General features: G+C 58.4%; 16 protein-coding genes. 4 read left to right on the forward strand and 12 right to left on the reverse strand.

Translation table 11 applies throughout. From position 1 onward, the window contains the following. The first annotated feature begins 10 nt into the window (after positions 1 to 10). The 3 genes from ACZCED_RS15490 to ACZCED_RS15500 are packed head-to-tail and all read left to right on the forward strand — an operon-like array spanning position 11 to position 3574. On the forward strand, positions 11 to 1327 hold the full coding sequence (locus tag ACZCED_RS15490; protein WP_462970411.1) for an aminotransferase class I/II-fold pyridoxal phosphate-dependent enzyme: 1317 nt from the start codon (positions 11 to 13) through the stop codon (positions 1325 to 1327). 54 nt (positions 1328 to 1381) lie between these two features. Continuing rightward, positions 1382 to 3169, forward strand: coding sequence for a chloride channel protein (locus ACZCED_RS15495; protein WP_462970412.1), 1788 nt, complete (start codon positions 1382 to 1384; stop codon positions 3167 to 3169). Between the two features lie 3 nt (positions 3170 to 3172). Then, complete coding sequence (locus tag ACZCED_RS15500; protein WP_464861148.1) at positions 3173 to 3574, forward strand: polysaccharide biosynthesis C-terminal domain-containing protein; 402 nt, start codon at positions 3173 to 3175, stop codon at positions 3572 to 3574. 60 nt (positions 3575 to 3634) lie between these two features. On the opposite strand, the gene ACZCED_RS15505 is transcribed toward ACZCED_RS15500, so the two are convergent. The 8 genes from ACZCED_RS15505 to ACZCED_RS15540 form a co-directional block, all read right to left on the reverse strand. Beyond that, positions 3635 to 4198, reverse strand: a complete 564-nt coding sequence (locus ACZCED_RS15505) for a flavin reductase family protein (RefSeq protein WP_462970414.1) — start codon at positions 4196 to 4198, stop codon at positions 3635 to 3637. A gap of 81 nt (positions 4199 to 4279) precedes the next feature. Beyond that, positions 4280 to 5773, reverse strand: coding sequence for a long-chain-fatty-acid--CoA ligase (locus tag ACZCED_RS15510; protein WP_462970415.1), 1494 nt, complete (start codon positions 5771 to 5773; stop codon positions 4280 to 4282). A gap of 194 nt (positions 5774 to 5967) precedes the next feature. Continuing rightward, positions 5968 to 7167 (reverse strand): ABC transporter permease, encoded by a 1200-nt coding sequence (locus tag ACZCED_RS15515; RefSeq protein ID WP_464861149.1) that lies wholly within the window; start codon positions 7165 to 7167, stop codon positions 5968 to 5970. 159 nt (positions 7168 to 7326) lie between these two features. Next, positions 7327 to 8532 (reverse strand): ABC transporter permease, encoded by a 1206-nt coding sequence (locus tag ACZCED_RS15520; RefSeq protein WP_464861150.1) that lies wholly within the window; start codon positions 8530 to 8532, stop codon positions 7327 to 7329. Continuing rightward, positions 8529 to 9209: an ABC transporter ATP-binding protein gene (locus tag ACZCED_RS15525; RefSeq protein WP_462970418.1), complete on the reverse strand. Its 681-nt coding sequence runs from the start codon at positions 9207 to 9209 to the stop codon at positions 8529 to 8531. The genes ACZCED_RS15520 and ACZCED_RS15525 overlap by 4 nt, the downstream gene beginning before the upstream one ends. Next, positions 9206 to 10387: an efflux RND transporter periplasmic adaptor subunit gene (locus ACZCED_RS15530; protein WP_464861151.1), complete on the reverse strand. Its 1182-nt coding sequence runs from the start codon at positions 10385 to 10387 to the stop codon at positions 9206 to 9208. Before ACZCED_RS15530 ends, ACZCED_RS15525 begins: the two co-directional genes overlap by 4 nt. Positions 10388 to 10534: 147 nt before the next feature. Next, the gene (locus tag ACZCED_RS15535; protein ID WP_462970421.1) at positions 10535 to 10957 is read right to left on the reverse strand and encodes a hypothetical protein; all 423 of its coding nucleotides are present in this window, start codon (positions 10955 to 10957) and stop codon (positions 10535 to 10537) included. Further along, positions 10929 to 15182, reverse strand: a complete 4254-nt coding sequence (locus tag ACZCED_RS15540; RefSeq protein ID WP_464861152.1) for an acyl-CoA dehydratase activase — start codon at positions 15180 to 15182, stop codon at positions 10929 to 10931. Before ACZCED_RS15540 ends, ACZCED_RS15535 begins: the two co-directional genes overlap by 29 nt. A 392-nt stretch (positions 15183 to 15574) precedes the next feature. On the opposite strand from ACZCED_RS15540, the gene ACZCED_RS15545 reads away from it, so the two are divergent. Continuing rightward, positions 15575 to 15730 (forward strand): hypothetical protein, encoded by a 156-nt coding sequence (locus ACZCED_RS15545; RefSeq protein WP_462970423.1) that lies wholly within the window; start codon positions 15575 to 15577, stop codon positions 15728 to 15730. A gap of 229 nt (positions 15731 to 15959) precedes the next feature. Here the strand turns inward: ACZCED_RS15545 and ACZCED_RS15550 are convergent, their stop codons facing one another. The 4 genes from ACZCED_RS15550 to ACZCED_RS15565 all read right to left on the reverse strand — a co-directional run. Then, complete coding sequence (locus ACZCED_RS15550; RefSeq protein WP_462970424.1) at positions 15960 to 16127, reverse strand: desulfoferrodoxin FeS4 iron-binding domain-containing protein; 168 nt, start codon at positions 16125 to 16127, stop codon at positions 15960 to 15962. A gap of 33 nt (positions 16128 to 16160) precedes the next feature. After that, complete coding sequence (locus ACZCED_RS15555) at positions 16161 to 17138, reverse strand: universal stress protein (protein WP_462970425.1); 978 nt, start codon at positions 17136 to 17138, stop codon at positions 16161 to 16163. Beyond that, complete coding sequence (locus ACZCED_RS15560) at positions 17131 to 18720, reverse strand: bifunctional aminoglycoside phosphotransferase/ATP-binding protein (RefSeq protein ID WP_462970426.1); 1590 nt, start codon at positions 18718 to 18720, stop codon at positions 17131 to 17133. The genes ACZCED_RS15555 and ACZCED_RS15560 overlap by 8 nt, the downstream gene beginning before the upstream one ends. Before the next feature lie 6 nt (positions 18721 to 18726). Next, positions 18727 to 19914, reverse strand: a 1188-nt coding sequence (locus ACZCED_RS15565; protein ID WP_464861153.1) for a S16 family serine protease, incomplete at its 5' end; no start/stop codon positions are given.

Below are 19914 nucleotides of genomic sequence, written 5' to 3' on the forward strand. Positions count from 1 at the left end.
ATGGATGTCCATGAATCCTTTAGCCGAACAACTGAACCAGACCATTAAATCCGCGGCCCCTCACGTTTACGACATGCTGTCCGATGTGGGCAAAAAACTATTTTTTCCAAAAGGCATCCTGAGCCAGAGTGCCGAAGCCAAGGAAAAAGCCCATGCCATCAACGCTACCATCGGCATCGCCAAAGAGGGTGGCCGGACCATGCGGTTTGACAGTGTGATGGCCTCCATCAACAACATCCGGCCCAGCCAGTCCCTGACTTACGCCCCGTCCTTCGGCATTCCAGAGCTGCGCAAACAATGGCGGGCGGAGATGGTTGAAAAAAATCCGTCCCTGGCCGGAAAAACGGTGAGTCTGCCGGTGGTCACCTGTGGAATTACTCATGGTATCGCCACTTTTGCAGATGTCTGGACCAGCCCTGGCGATGTGATCATCCTGCCTGAAATGATGTGGGGCAACTACAGCATGATCTTTTCCGTGCGAAAAGATGCCCGCATCCGCCACTACGAATTGTTTACCGCGAATGGCGGATTCAACCTGGGTGCCTTCGAACAGGCGGTTCGCCAGGAGGCCGCCGACCACCGCAAGATCACGGTGGTGCTCAACTTTCCCCAGAATCCATCGGGGTACACCATTTCCGAAAGGGAGGCGGACGGGATTGTCCGCATTCTTACGGAAACGGCCGCCGGCGGCACCTATGTCCTGGCGGTTACCGACGATGCCTATTTCGGTCTTTTTTACGAACCGGAAACGCTGAAGGAATCTATCTTCGCCCGCCTATGCGGGGCGCACCCCGGTATCCTGGCAGTAAAGCTTGACGGGGCCACCAAGGAAAATTATGTCTGGGGACTGCGGGTGGGATTTATTACTTACGGTGGCGCGTTCAATGGTGACCCGACACCACTTTTCGATGCGCTGGAACGCAAAACGGCCGGCTGCATCCGGGGGACCATTTCCAACGCCTCGCATCTCAGCCAGACCATCCTGCTCAACTCCATGCAAAACGAGAAAAACCCGGCCGAAAAGAAGGCAAAATTCGATATTCTCAAGGCTCGGGCAATGCGCGTAAAAAAGGTCTCCAGAGACCCCAAGTATGCCGCGGCATGGGATGTCTACCCCTTCAACTCCGGATACTTCATGTGCATCCGACTCAAGACCGTGGATGCGGAACGCCTGCGCATTCATCTGCTGGATCGATACGGCGTTGGATTGATATCACTGGGGGAATCTAACCTTCGTGTCGCTTTTTCGTGCATGGAAGAAGCCGATGTTGAAAAATTGTTCGATACCATTTTTCAGGGAGTTAACGAACTGGGAAAAATAAAATAGATCATGCCGCAGACGGGGACTAAACCGAGTAGGTACCGGCAGATCAATCAACGGATGAAAAGCCTGAATATTGCCCAGGCCACCCGCTGGTCGGTCTATTTTGTTGCCATCGGCCTGATTGCCGGCCTTGGCTCAGTCGTTTTTCATTACCTGTGCCAGTTGGGCCTTCACTATTTTCTGGATATGCTCGCCGGATATCGGCCCCCGGCACCGGCCGGCGAACACCACTTGCTGCCGCCCACGTCGGTTTCATTCAACCGCTTGATGCTCCTGTTCCTTCCGGCCATGGGGGGACTATTGAGCGGATGGCTGGTTTACACATTCGCTCCGGAGGCAGAAGGACATGGCACCGACGCCGCCATCAATGCCTACCACAACAAGGGCGGTTTCATTCGCGGCCGCGTGCCCATCGTCAAAACCATCGCATCGGCCATTACCCTGACCACCGGGGGGTCCGGGGGCAGGGAAGGGCCCATTGCCCAGATCGGTGCCGGTTTCGGTTCTTTTCTGGCCACGACCCTCAAGCTTTCCGACCGCGAGCGCCGGATCATGATGGCCGCCGGCATCGGCGCCGGCGTGGGCAGTATTTTCCGGGCCCCGCTGGCCGGGGCCCTGTTTGCCGCCGAGGTGCTTTACCGCGATCCTGATTTTGAATCGGAGGTGATCATTCCGGCGGGGATCTCTTCGGTGGTGGCTTACTGTGTCTTCTGCCTGGTGTTCGGCTGGGGCTCGTTGTTCGATTCACCCCCTTTCCATTTCCGAAATCCCCTCGAGCTTGGACCATACCTGGTGCTGGCTCTGGTGCTGGTGGCCACCGGCTTATTCTACATCAAGGCCTTTTACGGTACGATCCACCTTTTCGAATCCATAAAGAAAATTCCCAACCACATCAAACCGGCCATCGGCGGTTTGATGACCGGCATCATCGGTTTTTTTCTGCCCCACACCCTGGCATTCGGCTACGGGTTCGCCCAGAAGGCCATCAACAATGAACTGGCGGTGCCTTTCCTGCTTTCTCTTGCATTGGGCAAGGTGTTGACGACATCCTTTTCCATCGGTTCCGGGGGCAGCGGCGGCGTCTTCGGACCCTCTATCGTAATCGGTGGCGCCATGGGCGGATGCGTGGGCAAGATCTTTCACGATATCATGCCCTCCGTCGTCACCGAACCCGGTGCCTTCGTGGTGGTGGGAATGGCCGGCTTCTTCACGGCCGTCTCCAACACCCCCATCTCAACGATCATTTTCGTCAGCGAGATGACCAATTCCTATCATCTGCTTCTGCCCAGCCTGCTGGTCTGTTCGGTGGCCTACATGGCATCGCGGCGCTGGACCATCTTTAACCAGCAGGTCCAGAGCAAGGTCGATTCACCGGCCCACGCCGGCGATTTTTTTGTGGATATTCTCCAGGCGATCCCGGTCAACGACCTCATGCCCCTGGTAAAAAAGGTGACCCTGATCCCCCAGGATATGCCGTTTTTGGAGTTCAAGCGCTACTTTTCCGAGACCAAGCAGCATTACTTCCCGGTGGTGGATGAAGAGAAACGACTGGTGGGAATCTTCTCCATCAATGATATCCGGGGTGTTCTCTTTTCACCCGAAATCGAACAGCTGGTGGTAATGAAGGACGTGGGAAGCTCCGACATCATCGTTACCACGCCGGATGAGGACCTCAACGCCGTGCTTAAAAAATTCACCACTCGAAATATCGACAGCCTTCCGGTGGTGCAGTCCGACGATCACGGGATTCTGCTGGGCATGCTCAACCGGCGGGAGGTGATTTCCTTCTACAACCAGAAGGTGGACGAGATGAAATCGCAGCGCCTGGCGCATTACGGCAAATAGCCGATGAACCGCTTGAAGAAAACGATTGAAAAGGAAACCATCAGGCGTTTTTCCGATACGCGGGGATTTGTATTGGAGCCGATTCGGGGAGAACGTCTTGAAAGCCAGAGGAATACGCATGTCGTGGTGAGCCGGCCCGGAAGCGTCAGGGGGAATCACTACCCCATCAGGGGTACGGAAACGCTGGTGGTTTGCGGACCGGCCCTCGTTCGGATCCGCGGGGTCGAAGCGCCGGCGGACCGCTCCATTCCCGCCGGCACGACCTGCCGCCTGGTCATCCCCCCCGGGATCGCCCATGCCGTCCTGAATACGGGTGAAACCGACAATCTGCTGATCGCCTTCAACACCGAGCCCCATGACCCCGATCAGCCTGATCTGGTCCGGGATGTGCTGATACCCGGTTGAACCGATATCCTCGTCGTTTCCGGCGTGCCGGTCTTGTCGTCGACAGTTATTGCACGCATGCTACGGCAGCTTCAGCGATTTGCCCGCATTCCAGCACTTGCCCACCACCGGCCCCAAGCGCCAGTATCTGACACTGGCCATGTCGAAGAGCAGCGGCCGTACCTTGGAGATATCGATCTTTCCGTTGGTCAGGACGTCGTCATCCACATAGGTCTGAACCAGTTCGCCGACGAAGATGTCGTGGGTCGGAAAATCCAGCACATCGTGGAGTTTGAGTTCCATGTTGACCGGGCACTGGCGAATCATGGGCGCCGTTTTCAGTTCGCCATGAAAAACATCGAACAGCGCGGCCTTGTCGGTTTTCCTGCCGGTCATGATCCCGCAGTAATCGGTTTCCACCATCAGGTCCTCCGACGGCAGGCAGATGCTGAATGCCCGGTTTTCATGGATACCGGCGTTGGAGTAATGAGCCTTGCCGAGCCCGATGGAAAGATACTGGGGGTTCCCGTGGTTGAGTATTCCCACGTGGGCCACGGCCAGAAAATTGGGTTTGCCGTTCACGGTTGCGCCCACCAATGTGGTGGGCATGGGATAAAGGGCGTTTACCGGGCCGATCGGGTTCATGGGTTTGCTTCTCCTTTCGCTCGATGCAACGGTCGGTGTGCTTGATCCGGGGCCAATTCCGTCACCGGTGCGGCTGGGCGCCTATCCCTTGTCGCGCAATATCCGTTTGAGAATTTTACCGGTGGCGCTTTTGGGTAGTTCATCCAAAAATTCCAGTTCGGACGGGACTTTATACACGGCCAGGTGCTCGCGACAATAGTCATCGATCTCCTCGGCGGTGGTTGTGGCCCCCTCCTTCAGAACGATGGCGGCCTTGACGATCTCGCCTTTCTCGGGGTGCGGAATGCCGTAAACGGCAAGTTCCTTGACGGCCGGATGCCCATAGAGAAACTGCTCGACCTCCGCGGGCCAGATCTTGAGGCCAGACATGTTGATCATGTCTTTGACCCGATCGACGATAAACACGTAGCCGTCCTCGTCCAGGGTGCCGATATCCCCGGTGTGAAGCCAACCGTTGCGCAGCGCACGGGCCGTCTCTTCGGGCTTGTTCCAATATCCCTGCATGACGCCCGGTCCTCGAACGCAGATTTCTCCCCATTGGCCAGGGGGCAACTCCTGGTCCGACTCGTCGAAGATCTTGATTTCAAAATTCTCCACCGGGGTGCCCACACTGCCGAACTTATGATTGAAGTCGTGGTTGTAGCAGGCAAAGGGCGAACACTCCGTCAAACCGTAACCCTCGTATACCGGGCGCCCGAAGCGTTCGGTCCAGCGGGCCGAAATTTCCTGCGGCATGCTGGCGGCGGCAGAGAACTCGTACCGGATGGAGGCGAGATCCATGGGATCCATATCCATGTTCAGCAGGTGGATGTAAATCGTCGGGACCGCGAAAAACATGGTTACGCCATCGTCGCGGATGGATGCCAGAACCTTGTCGGGCACGAAACGGCGGTGCAGAACAAGGGTCGCGCAGGCCAGAAAGGTGGCGTTCATGATGAAGTTTTGCCCGAACACGTGAAAGAGGGGTAAAAAGAGGATCATGCGATCATCGGCGGTAAAACCCGCATGGTGGACGGTTGTCCATACGTTGGAAACGACATTCCCATGTGAAAGGGTCGCACCTTTGGGAAATCCGGTGGTCCCCGACGTATAGAGCAGTACGGCCGGGTCGTGGGGATCCATGTCCGCTGCGTTAAGCGTCTCCCGGCCGGCGTTGAGCCAGTCATCGAGGGTCGGATGCCCTGCAGCTTCGCCCTCGCAAACCACGACATTGCGCAACTGCGGATACTGGTCGATGTGGACATTCTCCAACAGGTCCCCCGTGGTAAACAGCAGCACCGCCCCGGCGTCATCCAGAATATACTTCAATTCTTGCGCCTTGAGCATGGCATTCGCCGAAACGGCAATGGCCCCGATCCGGACAGTGGCGAGGTAGGCAATGATGAATGCGGGAATGTTTGGCAGGTAAAGGGTCACCCGGTCGCCTTTGGCGACTCCCTCCGCAACCAGTGTGCTGGCAAGCCGGTTTACACGGGCGTTCAATTTTTTGTATGTCAGATGCGTCCCTTCAAAGACGATGGCCGTTTTGTCCGGGAATAACCTGGCGGCCCGTTCAACATTTTGTGAAATGTTCATCTGTGGCTTCCTCCTGCAGTGGGTTGGCAATCGCGTGTGCCGTGTCGAAGTGAGTATCGGTGATCAGCCTCCGCCCCGATGAAAAATGAAGATAACCGCTCGATGGGTTTGCGGGGTGTCGCCGTTGGAAAACAGTTTTCATTCTTAGCATTAATTCAGGCCATCGTCCACAAAATGGTCCGGGTCGGAAGCGCCTACTCGGCGCGCAGCGCCTCGATGGGATTCAGTCGGGCTGCCTGGCGGGCCGGAAGGATGCCGGACAACAGGCCGATAACTGCAGCCAGAACTTCCGCAAGAACCACATAAGAGATGGGGGTATGCGTGGGCAGTTTGGGCACGAGGGTTTCCAGGATCCATGCGCCGCCGGTACCCAGTATGACCCCCGCGATTCCACCGATTCCGCCCAACAGGGTGGCTTCGATGGCAAACAGGCCCATGATCCAGCGTCGCCCGGTTCCCAGGGCGCGCAGCAGACCGATTTCCGCCCGGCGCTGGCGTACGGCAATCGTCATGATCGTGGTGATCCCGACACCGCCCACCAGCAGGGAAATCCCGCCGATGGCGCCTACGGCGAGTGTCAGTACACCCAACACCGAGCCCAATACCTCGAGCATCTGGGTCTGGGTGACGATGGTGAAGTCTTCGCTGCCGTGGCGGGACAGCAACAGCGCTTTTATCCGGTCTGAAATTATATCCGCATTGCTGCCGGCGGCAAACAGCACATCGATTTCCATGAGGCTTTCGCGGTTGAACATGGCCAGGGCGCGGGAGGCCGGGATATAGACCGCATCGTCCAGATCGAATCCAAGCATCTGCCCCTTGGCGGCCATGACACCGATGGTTCGGTAGCGTTCACCGCCGATGCGAACACGTCTTCCAAGAGGGTTCGACCCGCCGAAAAGCTCATGGCTGACCCGGCTGCCCAACACGGCAAAGGCGCGCGTGCCGGTCGCATGGTCATCGGGGAGAAATCGGCCTTTGGCCACGGCCATCTGCCAGACCACCGGCGCTGCCGCACCGACCCCAAACACATATGTCCGGCGGCTGCGCGGGCCGTACTCCACAGCGGCGTTGCCCTGCACCACGGGAACGGTATCCAGGACTCGTGGAATCCGGGCCAGGGCCTCGGCATCGTCGATGGAAAGGGGTCTGACATTGCTGATCACCGCACCGGATACGCCCGTGGTGGAGGTCTTTCCCGGGGTGATCCCGATCAGGTTGGTGCCGAACTGGGTGAACTCTCCCAGCACGAAGCGGTGAACGCCTTCGCCCAGAGAGGTGAGCAGGACCACGGCGGCAATTCCCACGGCAATGCCCAGGATGGTCAGAACACTGCGCAGGCGCTGGCTGGCAAGCGACTGCAGGGCCCACTTTAGCGCATCACGAAAAATCATCGGCTATCCACCTGTTTTTGAACCGCAACAGCGAGCGCATTCCCCGTCGCTTGCGGCGGGGTTAGCGAGCGAACCAAAAATATAGACAGAATTCCTTACGGTCGAAGATTCCTCGCCGCTCGCTGCGAGGTTCTTCAATTTCCTAATCCCCTGATTTCTTCACTTTTCAGCCAGCGCCGTCACGGGGTCCAATCGCGCCGCCCGCCGCGCCGGCAGTATGCCGAAGAGGGTGCCGGTGGTTATCGCGGTGGCGGTCGCCGCCGCCGGAGACCACCAGGGCACAGCCAAGGGAAAATCAGGAAACATCTGTTTCAACACGATCACCCCGCCTGTGGAAATCAGCAACCCGGCGGCCGTCCCAAACAGGGAGAGGAGGGTCGATTCCACGAGAAAGAGTGCCAGCACCTGCCCGCGAGTGGCTCCGACAGCCTTGAGCAGACCGATTTCAGCGGTTCGTTGGGAAATGGCGACCAGCATCACATTCATGATCAGGATGCCTGCTACGGCCAGGCTGATGGCGGCAATGCCGGCGACAGCCAGGGTCAGGGTGCGCAGGATCCGGTCGAAGGTAGCCAGAAGCGCGTCCTGGGTAATCACGGTCACATCGTCTTCACCATCGTGCCGATCACGGATGATTTCCTGCAGATTTCGTTTGGCTCGGGATATGGCATCCCGGTTTCTGGCCTGCACCAGAATCCGGAACAGGGATTCGGTGTTGAACAGGGCCGTGGCCGAGGCAACGGGGATAATGGCCACATCACTGATGTCCACTCCCAGGGATTGACCCTTCCGGGTCAGTACGCCGATCACCCGAAACCGGCGCTCGCCGATGCGCACGAACCGGCCCAGCGGCGACCGGTTCCCGAAGAGTTCGTTTCTGGCCTTGTGCCCCAATACGCAAACCGCTTCGGCCCGGGATACGTCACCGGCAGGAATGAAGCGCCCCAGGGACAAGGCCAGGTTGCGAATCGGCAGAAGCTCGGCCGTGGAGCCGAGGATGGTGATTTCCCGTTGCCGGCTGCCGACGGATACCGGCGCGGAACCGACCACGATGGGGGCCACCCGGCTCACGGCAGTGCTGCGTGTCAACGCCATGGCATCCTGGACGGTCAGGTTCCGGGGCGTCTGGCCCATCATCGGCGGAGGGCCGCCGGTGGTCTCGGAGCGTCCCGGAAGCACGATCAGCAGGTGCGTCCCCAGGGAGCTGAACTGGTTGGCCACGTACCGGCGGGTTCCCTCCCCCAGGGTGGACAGCATTACCACCGAGGCCACGCCGATGGCCATGGCCAACAGCATCAGGCACGAGCGCAGGGGATATCCGGAAACGGCCCGCCGGCAGAAGCCGATCACATCCGTGGTTCTCATGCCTGCCCCCGGCTGTCCGAGACAATGCGACCGTCCACCATGCGGATGGCCCGGTCGGCACGACCTCCGATGTGCGGATCGTGGGTAACGATCAGCACGGTCATGCCCCGTTCCTGGAGGGACTCGATGGCGTGAATGATTTCATCACCGGATGTGCGGTCCAGATTGCCGGTGGGCTCGTCGGCAAGGATGACAGCAGGGTTCATGATCACGGCACGGGCGATGGCCACCCGCTGACGCTGGCCGCCGGAGAGCTGATCCGGCCGGTGTCCGGCCCGGCTGGAAAGGCCGAATCGATCCATGGCATCATTCACCCGATGGCGCCGTTCCTTCGGGTCGACGCCGGCAAGAACCAGCGGCAGTCCCACATTGTCTGCGGCTGTGAGACGGGGGACCAGATGAAAGAACTGGAATATAAAACCGATTTTATGGCGCCGGACGGTTGCCTGCTGGTCATCGGTCAAGGCGGTGGTGTCGCTGCCGTCGATGCGATAGGTGCCTTGGTCCGGTCGGTCCAGCAGCCCGAGAATGTTCAGCAGGGTCGACTTCCCGGACCCGGACGGCCCCATAATGGACAGGTACTCACCCTTTTCCACAACCAGGTTCACCCGGTCCAGGGCATGCACGGCGTCACCCCCCACCTGAAACACCCGGCTGACATCGTCCAGGCGAATCACGGGGCGTCCTCGATTTGAACGGCAGCCGCTCCGTCTTCCAGATCCGGCGCATCGATGTTGACCACCACCTGTTCATCCGGCTTCAGTCCATCGGTCACCTCGGTATGATCCCAGTTGGAGAGGCCGATGTGGATGCGGCGACGCTCGATTTTGCCCTGGGCAGGCTTGAACACGTAAATGTGCTGATCGGCCATGACAGCCTCGGTGGGAACCCGCACCACGTCAATGCGAACAGCCAGGATCACTTCGATGTCTGCACTGTAGCCGGCCAGCAAAAGGGAGAAATCCTCCGGGTGGGTGAAACTGACCTCCACGTCGACGGTGCGGGCCTGTTTCTCCAGATCAAGGACGTAATCGGAAACCCGGCGCACCTTTCCCTGGAAAATCCGCCTGCCATAGGCATCCATGGTGATGCGGGCCGGCATTCCCACCCGGATGCCGGCCACATCCACCTCATCGATGGGGGCGATGACGTAAAAGCAGCCGGATTCGATAATATCCACCACGGGTGGCGTGGGCACACCCAGCGGGGAGGGGGTGACGTACTCGTAGCGCTCGCCGTTGATTTCGCCGATCACCCCGTCAAAGGGCGCCAGCAGCCGGGTGCGCTGAAGATTGGCCCTGGCCACGGCCAGCTGGGCTTCACGGACCTGCACCTCGCTGCGGGCACCTTCGCACTCGGCGTTGAGAGCCTCGGCCTCGGCAACGGCGTTTTCCGTGCGCTCCTGAGTTCCCACATTGGATTTGAGCAGGGTCAGCAACCGGTCCGCATTTTTAGCGGCCACCTCGGCCCGCGAACAGGCGGACAGCGTCCTGGAACGGGAGGCGGTCACTTCCCGTTCGGCCAGCATGACCTGTGCGGCCAGATCGTTGTTCCACAACTCCAGCAGCAGGGCGCCTTCCTTGACGCGGTCCCCCTCTTTGACCGGCAGCAGGGCGATCTGCCCGCCGATGCTGGGAGACAACTTGGCACGCCGGCAGGCCTTCACCGTCCCGGCACGGGTATTGGCCACCGTGCGTTCAACCGTGCCCCGGGTAACCGGCTTGACCGACACCCCTACAGGATCCGGCCGCGTGTAATGCCATAAGGCCCACACCGCCGCCGACACAATGAGGAGTAACAGGATCCACTTGGGCAGCCCACGGGAGGAAGCCCCCCCGGTTTTCCGGTCCGTCACCACAGCATTCACCATGCATTGAGGAAAAGCACAAAAAAACCGACCGATCCGGTATCCGGATGATGACCTCTTCCTATGATCTACGCCATTCTGCCGCTTGCTGGCAACCCTTATTCGCGGCCAACGGGTCTCACTATTCCGCCGACCTCAAGGTAGCGGTGCAAAAAAGTCTCTGACACGTGCGGCGATCTGCCGTTGGGTCATTTTATCGCAGGGTTCCATGAAGACGAGGCTTTCCGATATCACTTTGGACTTATCCATTTCCTTTTTCAATTCCACCTTTGCCTCGCCGGGTCCCATGAGAACAATTTTATAGGCGTCGGCGACCGCTTCGATGACGTTCTGGTAAAAGCGGCTCAATTGCTGCCGGTATCGTGCTTCCATCTTATTGTCCGAGGAAATCTGTTGAGGACCCCACGGTGTTCGTTTGGTTCGCGATCCACCGGACAGTCGGACATGCCGCTCCAGGTCGGATAGGATTTCACGGATTGATTTCGTTTCTCCCGCCTGATTCAGGGTAACGATTACCGCTTTTTTGTGGTCAACCCAGATACCGATGATTTTTTGCATTGATCGATTCTCCTGACTGTTCTTCTTTTCGAGGAAATGTGAGGTAGGGGATAATGACTTCATTCTTGTTCCCCCCGGTACCGTCGTAGGTAATGGTAGAAATGGGGGTGTGCGTCATCTTCTGGATAGCGGCCGCCATGGCCTCGGTGATCAACGACGGGCAGCAGAAGGCCGGGCTGGTTTGAACGAAGAGGGCAATGTCGGGGTGATACCTTATCAGATAGTGGATTTTCAGAATGCTCTCCATGGACTCGCCGGTGTTCTCCATGCGGATGCCATAGGTCGAAAGGATCTGTTCGGGGGATTCGTCGTAGACCGGTTCCGGTTCATTCAGGATGCGCTGGAAGTATTTATAGTACGTTTTTTCCAGGTGGGAGATGGTGGCAATCAGGGCTCTGGTGGAGAGAGCTTCCAGATAGAGGCCCTCGGCAAACCATTTGTGCAGGTAGGGTTTAGCGATCATTTTGACATAGGCGTGGTAAGGTGTTGTCACCACCTCGCCGCCGTGCGCCTCGATAAAGTGAATCAGGTCCTGATTGATCAATTCGTTGTCGCGCACATAGATATCGCCAAATATGGCTACCTTCGGCCGCAGATGGGATAGGTTCTCCTCCCGGAGTTCGATGGCTTCAAACCAGGTGACGACCTGTGCCAGGGCGTCTTCCTTGGATCGACCCCAGCGAAAGGCGCCTTCCAGCAGGGTCAGGCTCTTACGCATGATCCGGTCCGTGGTTCCAGGGACTCTTTCATAAGGCCGCAGGCGGCATCCCATTTTTTTGAGCAGCCCGCCGAACATGTAGGCCAGATAGGTGTTGACCGGCAGGCGCATGGAAATATCGGCCAAAGAGAGACTGCCGGTATACACGCCGGTATGTTGCAACCCGTTGCCGTGGGCATGCAGGATGTTTTGAATCTGGTGGGCATAGAGCCCGATGTTGCAGGCGATCTTGGAACCCAACATCCATAACGCCGTGCGGCCGGGATCCAGGTCGTGGGTTTCGATGGCATCGATTAACTCCTGGGCGACTATATTCAGGGGGATACACTGGCCGCTGTTAAGGTGCATGCTCCTGCGCATGCTCGCATCGCTGCCGTGCAGCAGCCGGGCGTCAAGGCCTTCTTTCTGCAGGTTGGCCACCACCAGGCGCTGGGCCGTTTCATCCCAGTTTGGAAAAAACAGGGTTTTTTCGGTCAGCACGTTTACCTTGCTCGGAACCAGACACGGGGCATAGACCGGCGTCGTCTTTTTAATCCGTGACGTGTGATGGCTCCTGAATGCGGCAATGGCGGCTTCGATGCGGGTCTCGTAGCCGACGCTGGAGTCGTGCTCATCCAGTTGCAGGATCAGAAAGGGTTTGTCGTGGGCGGCCATCACCTTTTTGAAATAGTCGATGATAAAACTGTCCGGAGTGCATTTGAAGGCCGTCACCAGCACCGGGTAAGCCGAATCGATGCGGGCGACCACTTCCGCCGCTTCCAGAATCCGGGCGGCATAGTGCCAGTGAACCTCCCCAAGCAGCGGTGCAATGGCGCGAACATCTTCCGGCTTATAGGAGAGCATGTCCTGATAAACGGTTTTTACACCCAGGGCGGCAAAGATATCCAAAATGCCCTTGTTCATGGAGGGAACCAAAACGGTATAGGGCCTTCCCAGCATCACCGCGTGGAGGGCTGTGGATGTCTGCAGATGGTGTCGATACACATTTTTCAATCTGGCCTGCGCCGCCTGCTTGAACTTCAGCGCAGCGTCGAAAGCAGCGGAGACGTCAAGAAAGCTGATCCGGAGGCGGGCGTGGGTGTTGAGCATGGTGTACAACTGCATTTTGGTCGAGAGCATATTGTACAGATAATGCACCAGCGGTGTCAGGAGTTTTTTTCCTGCGTCCGCCGCCGGAAACGTCGACGCCACGCACGGTGCGAATTGGGTGTAGTAGCAGTACTGCCGCCGGACACCTTTTTGGGGCGTCTTTTTTTCCAGATAAAAAGGCGTGAAAACATAATCGCATTGTGACAACAGGTGCGCCACATGACCGCAGAGGGCCGTCATGGGGGCGCAGAATTCTGCTCCGGCCAGTGGTTTGCCCGCTTTCAGCGCGTTGCTGTATGCCTTGCTGGTGACCGTGCGAATGCCCAGGTCGGCGAAAAAGTGTTGCCACATGGGCAGGTCTTCGATCAGATACAGGGCGGCAGGCAGGCCGATGGTCAACCCGTGGGGCTGGGTGGTGGGGTGGTCCTTACGAAACGCTCGGCTGCGTTCGGCCAGCAGGTCAAAACCGGAACGGTTGTGGTCGACCCGTTTTTTGGTCTGGTAATCCCTGCCGCACAGGAAGCCATAGGCCGTCTCGATGCCTTCGACCTGGGCAACGGTGATCTTACAGTGGTTGGTGCACAGCTCGCATATTTCGGAGCGGATGGGGATGGTATGTTTATACAGACCCAACCCTTTGAAGCAGGTCTTTTCCACCCCCTTGTCGGCCAGGATCAGGGCGCTGCCCATGGCCCCGGTGAGGTGACAAAAGCGGGAAACAAAGATGGGTCGCTGCAGGCGCTGTTCCATTGCCGCCACCAGGGATTCGTTCTTGGCCGTGGCGCCTTGGAAAGCTACGGTCGTACCGATGCTGCTTTCGATGGCCACCTTGCTCAAATAATTTTCCACCACCGAATGCAGCACGGCGGCCAGTACCTCATCTACCGAATACCCGTTGGACAGGTAGTGATTGATATCCCTTTCCATGAATACCGTGCAACGATCGCTGGCCAGCGGAGATCGCTGGTGGGCGGTGCGTTCGGAAATGCGCTCAAGGGGGACACCCAGTTTTTGGGCCTGTTCTTCGATAAAGCTGCCGGTTCCGGCGGCGCACACGGCATTCATGGTCGAAAAGGTGACCCGGCCGTTTTGCAAAGTGGTGAATTTTGAATCCTGGCCGCCGATTTCGATGATGGTGTCCACCGCCGGATGGAGGGCGACGGCCGCCATGGCGTGGGCCGTGATTTCATCGATGATCAAGTCGGCCCCCACGATGGTGCCGGCAAATTTTCGCCCGGACCCGGTGGTGGCTGCGCCGCCGATTTCAAATTTGACCTGTCGTTTCTCCCTCAAGGCGTCGATGGCGGCAAGCAGGTTCTGGGTGGCGATTACCGGCTTTCCGGCAGTACGGGTATAAAAACCGGCCACGATACGGCGTGCGCGGGTCATCAATACGGCCTTGGTGCTGGTGGAGCCGATGTCGATGCCCAGATAAACCGCTTGACCGGCCAGATGCGCAAGATCCTCGTAAAGATCCACTTCCACCGGATTGGATGCATCCCACCGTGCATCGGTGTAGGCCTGCTGGCTGGTGAACGCCGGATAGTCGGAAAGTCTCAATTCAATGGGATCATGGCACAATTGTTTTTCGAAGGATTGGGGGATGATGATATCCGCTGCCGAAAGCGGTTGCGACAGCCGTTGCCGCTGCTTCTCCCCCAAAAGACACAGGGCCGCCCCGACCGCCTCGCAGGGGTGCTGGGCTATGATAAGCGTCAGCCCGATCAGGTCGCGGATATGTCCGGCCACCGCCGGGTTGTTGGCCACCCCGCCGGTCAACAGCATCGGTCCTAAGGGGGTCTGACCGCTGAACAGGACGTCCACTACATTTTTGGCCAATCCGCAGCACAATCCATCGCAGATCTCTTCAATCCGATATCCTTCCTGTTGGGCATGGGCCAGATCGGTTTTGGCAAACACCGCGCAGCGCGAGGCGATTTTGGGAATGGAACCGGTGTTGCTCAGGGCCAGCGCACTGAGGGCAGCCGCGTCTTCGAGATTCAAACGCTGCGCCTGTTGATCGAGGAAGCTGCCCGTGCCGGCGGCGCAGCCGCTGTTGGCGCGGAAGGTGCGATAATTGCCCTGACGGTCCAATTGGATCAGACCGAATTTTTCGGCGCCAATGATAAGCACAGATCGGGCCTTGGGGTAAAAGCGACGCGCAGCTGCCAGGGTCGCGATCCGATTGTCATAGCGATGGGATGCCTTGACGGTGGATGGGGTGGAGGCCGTGGCCGCGATCCCGGCGATACGGGACAAGTCGAACCGGCCCAGCGCCCGTTTCAGGTGATCCTCGACCCGGCCGTGGTGAAAACCATAGGTGGACCTGATCGATTCGCCGGCCGGGTTGATCTCTGCCACGGCGACTGCGGAAGAACCGATATCGATGCCTAGTATATTTTCAGGGCAAGCATTCACAGGTTCACCATTTCCCGTTTTCGGGTTTGCATTCATCCACTGACCTTTTCCATAGACGACCAATGGACCGTTGAACGTCAACCGCACTGAAGCCTGCCCGCCATTTTCCCCTCTCCTCAAGTCGCTGGATTTTCTCAGAGTATGCAACCATCCTGCCCGTGCCCCGTTTTCCATATCTTCGGAATTCGCGAGCCGTGGTCGTGAACCTCCTTCAAAGGCGTCTGAATTTGTATTTTGACAGGTCGTTGAAAAACAGGTAACAGGCCATCAGGCAAAGCGCCCAGTTCGGTTATGGACCGGAACATGGTCGAAAATAGGTGCGTTTTTGTAAACTGATCAATGCCGCATGACCGGCTTGCTGGCATTTGTCAACATCCTTAAGGACAACGAACGTGTCATTAAAAACGCAGATCTTAATCAACCTCATCGTGCTCGCCATCGTCGACACCGTCGTTCCCATTCCGATCACAGCCATGGTACTGATCATGGTTCTGTTTCAGAAGCCGAAATGGTTCAAGGAGTGGGTGGATAAAATTTACCGGCAGTAATATGCCTGGCGCAGCTCAACACCGGGAACGAGAGCGGTCTCGACCTACCCCGCACCCCTGAAGAAACCCCTGGATGGCAACGCGCAGATGCCTTTGCACCTTCACCGGCGGCATTATCATATACGCACAACTGTTGATCTCAGCGTTCTCCGGGAATCTGTTTTGAAAACAGCTCTTTTCGTTATGCGACCCCACCAGCGGAGACGAAGAAAAAACATCCGCATCCTTCTCAAGGAGAACCGGGACGACTCATGCCGTAGATCAGTTTTTTGGCCTTGTCCGGCGTTACTTCAACCATCTTCTGGTCGCAACAGGTCAGTTCCCCTTTGCCCCCGGTGATGACGGCGACGATGGCACCGCAGGCCTTGCATTTGAATACTTGAGATTTGGTTGTCATGGCAATTCTCCTTACGTTTGTGAGTTTTCCGGTTTACGTTCCGCTGAACACATGGATCAACCGGTCTTTGCCTTCCCCGTCATCGGCGGTGACGGTAAGGTCCCAGTGGGTCAGCGCCCCGGGGTCGGTGACCACCATCGCCGGGCAGTCCGCCCGGTAGGCGACCCGCTCCACGGCGCTGCCCGGATACCATTTGCCCGGCTTTTCCTTGGTGTGGGACCCCATGACGATCAAGTCGGCGGCGCTATCCCCGGCACAGGCGAGTATCTCCAGGTGGGGCATGGCGCCGGCCCTGATCAGATACTGGTGGTCGATACCGTCCAGGTAAGTCTCATAAAACGACTCGAGCCGCTTTCTTGAATGGGCCACATCGGCAGTATAGTCGTCCCGGGTGTATTTGGGGAACGGGGGCACCGGAATCATGTGAAACACCATCAGCCGGCTGCTGAAGTGTTTAGCCAATGCCGCCGCAAAACTGACCGCGCATTCACAGGATCGGGAGAAATCGACCGCCACCAGCACCCGCTGAAACCGCAGTTGGTCAGTCCGTAGAGTTCTGTTGATCACCATCACCGGACAGGTCTCCCGCGTGACGACGTTCTCCACCGTCGATCCGACGCGCCCGGCAACCCTTACGACGCCTTTTTCTTCCGCCCGGGTCGAATGGGGGCCCAGCACGACCAGATCGGTATCGATCTCCCGGGCCCACCGCAGGATCTCCTCCCACGGGTAGCCGATGGCGACCCTTGTTTCATGCGGGATATCTGTCAATTCTTTCTCATAGGTCTTTTCCAACCGTTGCCGGATGGCCTGTTCATAGCCGGCATCGGTGATCATTTCCGCACCGGTATCGAAGTGACGGATCAAACGGCGGTTTTCTGTCGAGGCGGATTCCATCACATGCAGCAGATAAAGGCGGGCATCCTGCTGCCGGGCCAGCCGGGCTGCCGAAATCACCGGGGCATCGCCGGAGGTGACGATATCCGTGGCGGCTACTATTCGATTAAACATGCTTGCCTCCTATCCGTGTCAAACTTAAAAGGCTGTCGGCCAGCAGGATTTGCCGCAGGCAGACTGCCGGCGGATTGTCGGTGTCCACGATAATATGGATGGCACTGCCGACCGGGGCTAGGGGTTCGAAGCGCTTTTTGAAGGCCTCCAGGTGGATCAGCCTGGCATCGGACACCGACGGTTCGGTTTCCCGTTTAAGCAGCCGTGTTGCCAGGGTTGCCTCGGCGGCCCTGCATTCCACGAAAACAGGCGTTGCCTGTCGACTGGTCGCCAGACGCAGGGCTTGGGTCCTTCGTAATGCCTTGTGGAAGGTGGCATCGATGATAACGCTTTTACCTTTCTTGAGATCCTCCTGGGCCAGGGCGAACATGCGTTCGTAGGTCGCCTCGCTGGCAAGGGCGGAATACATTCCCGCGCCATATGCAGTCGGATCGATTGGTTCGGGTGAACCGGAAAACAGTGCTTTGCGTATCACGTCCGAGCGAATCACATTGGCGTCGACCACCGCTGCCAGCGCCCTGGCAATCGTGCTTTTACCCGAGGCGGGCAGGCCGCAGGCCACCCAGAGGATCGGCCGGCTGAAGGCGGCGGCATAACCGTGGGCCATGGTCAGGTAGCGTCCGGCGGCCGCCTTCAGGATTTCACGGTCAGCCTTCGGGCTGCTGCATTCGCGGAGATGGAAACAGCTCACCTTGCAGCGCACCATGGCCCGGTAGCAGCAGAAAAAGGGCAGCAGCGGCAGGGCGCCGACATCGTCGGTCAGTTTCACGTACCACCGGATCAGCGACCGGGCCGCTTCCGTGAAATGGTTGTATTCGAGATCCATGATCAGGAAAGCCAGGTCGCTGATCATATCCAGAACGCGCAGGCCGTCATTGAATTCGATGCAGTCGATGATCTGGATACCGGTTTTCGTAAAGTAAACGTGGTCGGTCCTCAGATCTCCGTGGCCATCCTTTATTTTACCGTCCAGGCGGCGGCAGTCGAAAAGGCGTCGATGCCTGCGATAAAAGGACCTTGCGGCGGAGCGGACGAACTCGAACTCCCGCCGGTCGATCCACACACCGGCAAAGGCCTCGGCCAGTTGCAGGTTCTCCTCCCAGGCAGGGGCGGCGGACGGGTCCACCTCGCTGACCGTGACCGCCTGTGCGTAAAAGCCAACCAGCAGGCGAGCCAGCGATTCGATGTCTCGGTCATCCAACGCATTGCGCCGCAGGCGCTGGAGCATGGAATCGGTGTCGGCAAGCTGGTGCATTTTAACGGCAAACTCCACCGTCTCGCCCGACCCATTCAGGGCATAGGTACCATCATGGCAGGTGATGGGAACCGCGTCGATGTAAACACCGTGGGACAGGCGGCGGTTCAGGGCGATTTCCTGCAGGCAGTAATGCCGGCGCTTCTCAAGACTCGTAAAATCCAGGAATCCCAGATCCACCGGCTTTTTGATTTTGTAGGCAAAAGGGCCGGTCAAAAACACCGTCGAAATGTGGGTTTCACGCCGTTGGATTGACGCTGCCGGGTGCGGGTAGAAATCTGCCTGCATCATGGCTTCGAGAATCTCTGCCTGGTGGTTCTTATCCATGGGACATCATCCCGTCGCAAAATTGGGTTGTCGGGTGTCTGCCGTGCCTGCTTCACCAGGCTGCAGAGACAGGGCAAGTGCATCTTCGACCCGGTCCGCGAGCCTGATCGTCATTTGCTTGCTTACCTCCTGCGGCAATTCATCCAGGTCACGCTCATTTCTCCGGGGCAGAATCACCGTGCTCAGGCCGGCCCGGTGAGCGGCCAGCATCTTGATCTTGATGCCACCCACCGGCAGTATGCGTCCCCTCAAGGTCACTTCACCGGTGAGCCCCACATCGCTCCGCACCGGCCGGCCGGTGTATATGCTGGCCATGGCCAGCACCATGGCCAGGCCAGCGGACGGACCATCCTTGGGTATGGCGCCCGCCGGCACGTGCAGGTGGATATCGGTATCCCTGAAGCGCTTGGCCTCGATGCCCAGGTTAACCGCCTGGGAGCGTACATAGCTGTGAGCGATCCGGGCGCTTTCCATCATCACCTCGCCCAGATGGCCGGTGATGGTCAGTTCCCCCTTGCCAGGCATTCGCGTGGCTTCGATGAACAGGATCTCGCCCCCATAGGCGGTGACGGACAGCCCCGTGGCAATTCCAGGAAGATCAATGGTCTCTGATATTTCAGATTCGAAAAGGGGTTTTTTCAGCAGCTGCCGGATCCTGTCCGGCGTGATCTCCGCCGGCCCCGGCTGGCCGGTGGAGATGCATACGGCCGTCTTGCGGCAGACGGCGCCGATCTGGCGCTCCAGGCTGCGCACACCCGCTTCCCGGGTGTAGTCGGCAATGATGCAGGCCAGGGCCGGCCTGCCGAAGAAAATCTCTTCGGGCTGCAACCCGTTGGCCCTGGTCTGCCGGGGAACCAGGTGGTTGACGGCGATATGCAGCTTTTCGTGCTCCGTGTAACCGTCCAGGGCAATGGTCTCCATGCGGTCCCGCAACGGGGGCAGGATGGTTTCCAGCTGGTTGGCGGTGGTGATGAACATCACCTCGCTGAGGTCGAAGTCCACATCCAGATAGTGGTCCCGGAAGGCGTGGTTCTGGGCCGGATCCAGCACCTCCAGCAGGGCGCTGCTCGGGTCTCCCCGCCAGTCGCTGCCGACCTTGTCGATCTCATCGAGCATGAATATGGGATTATTCGAACCCGCTTTCCGCAAACCTTGTATTATCCTGCCGGGAAGCGCGCCAATGTAAGTTCGCCT

It is taken from the genome of Desulfosarcina sp. (assembly GCF_055467485.1).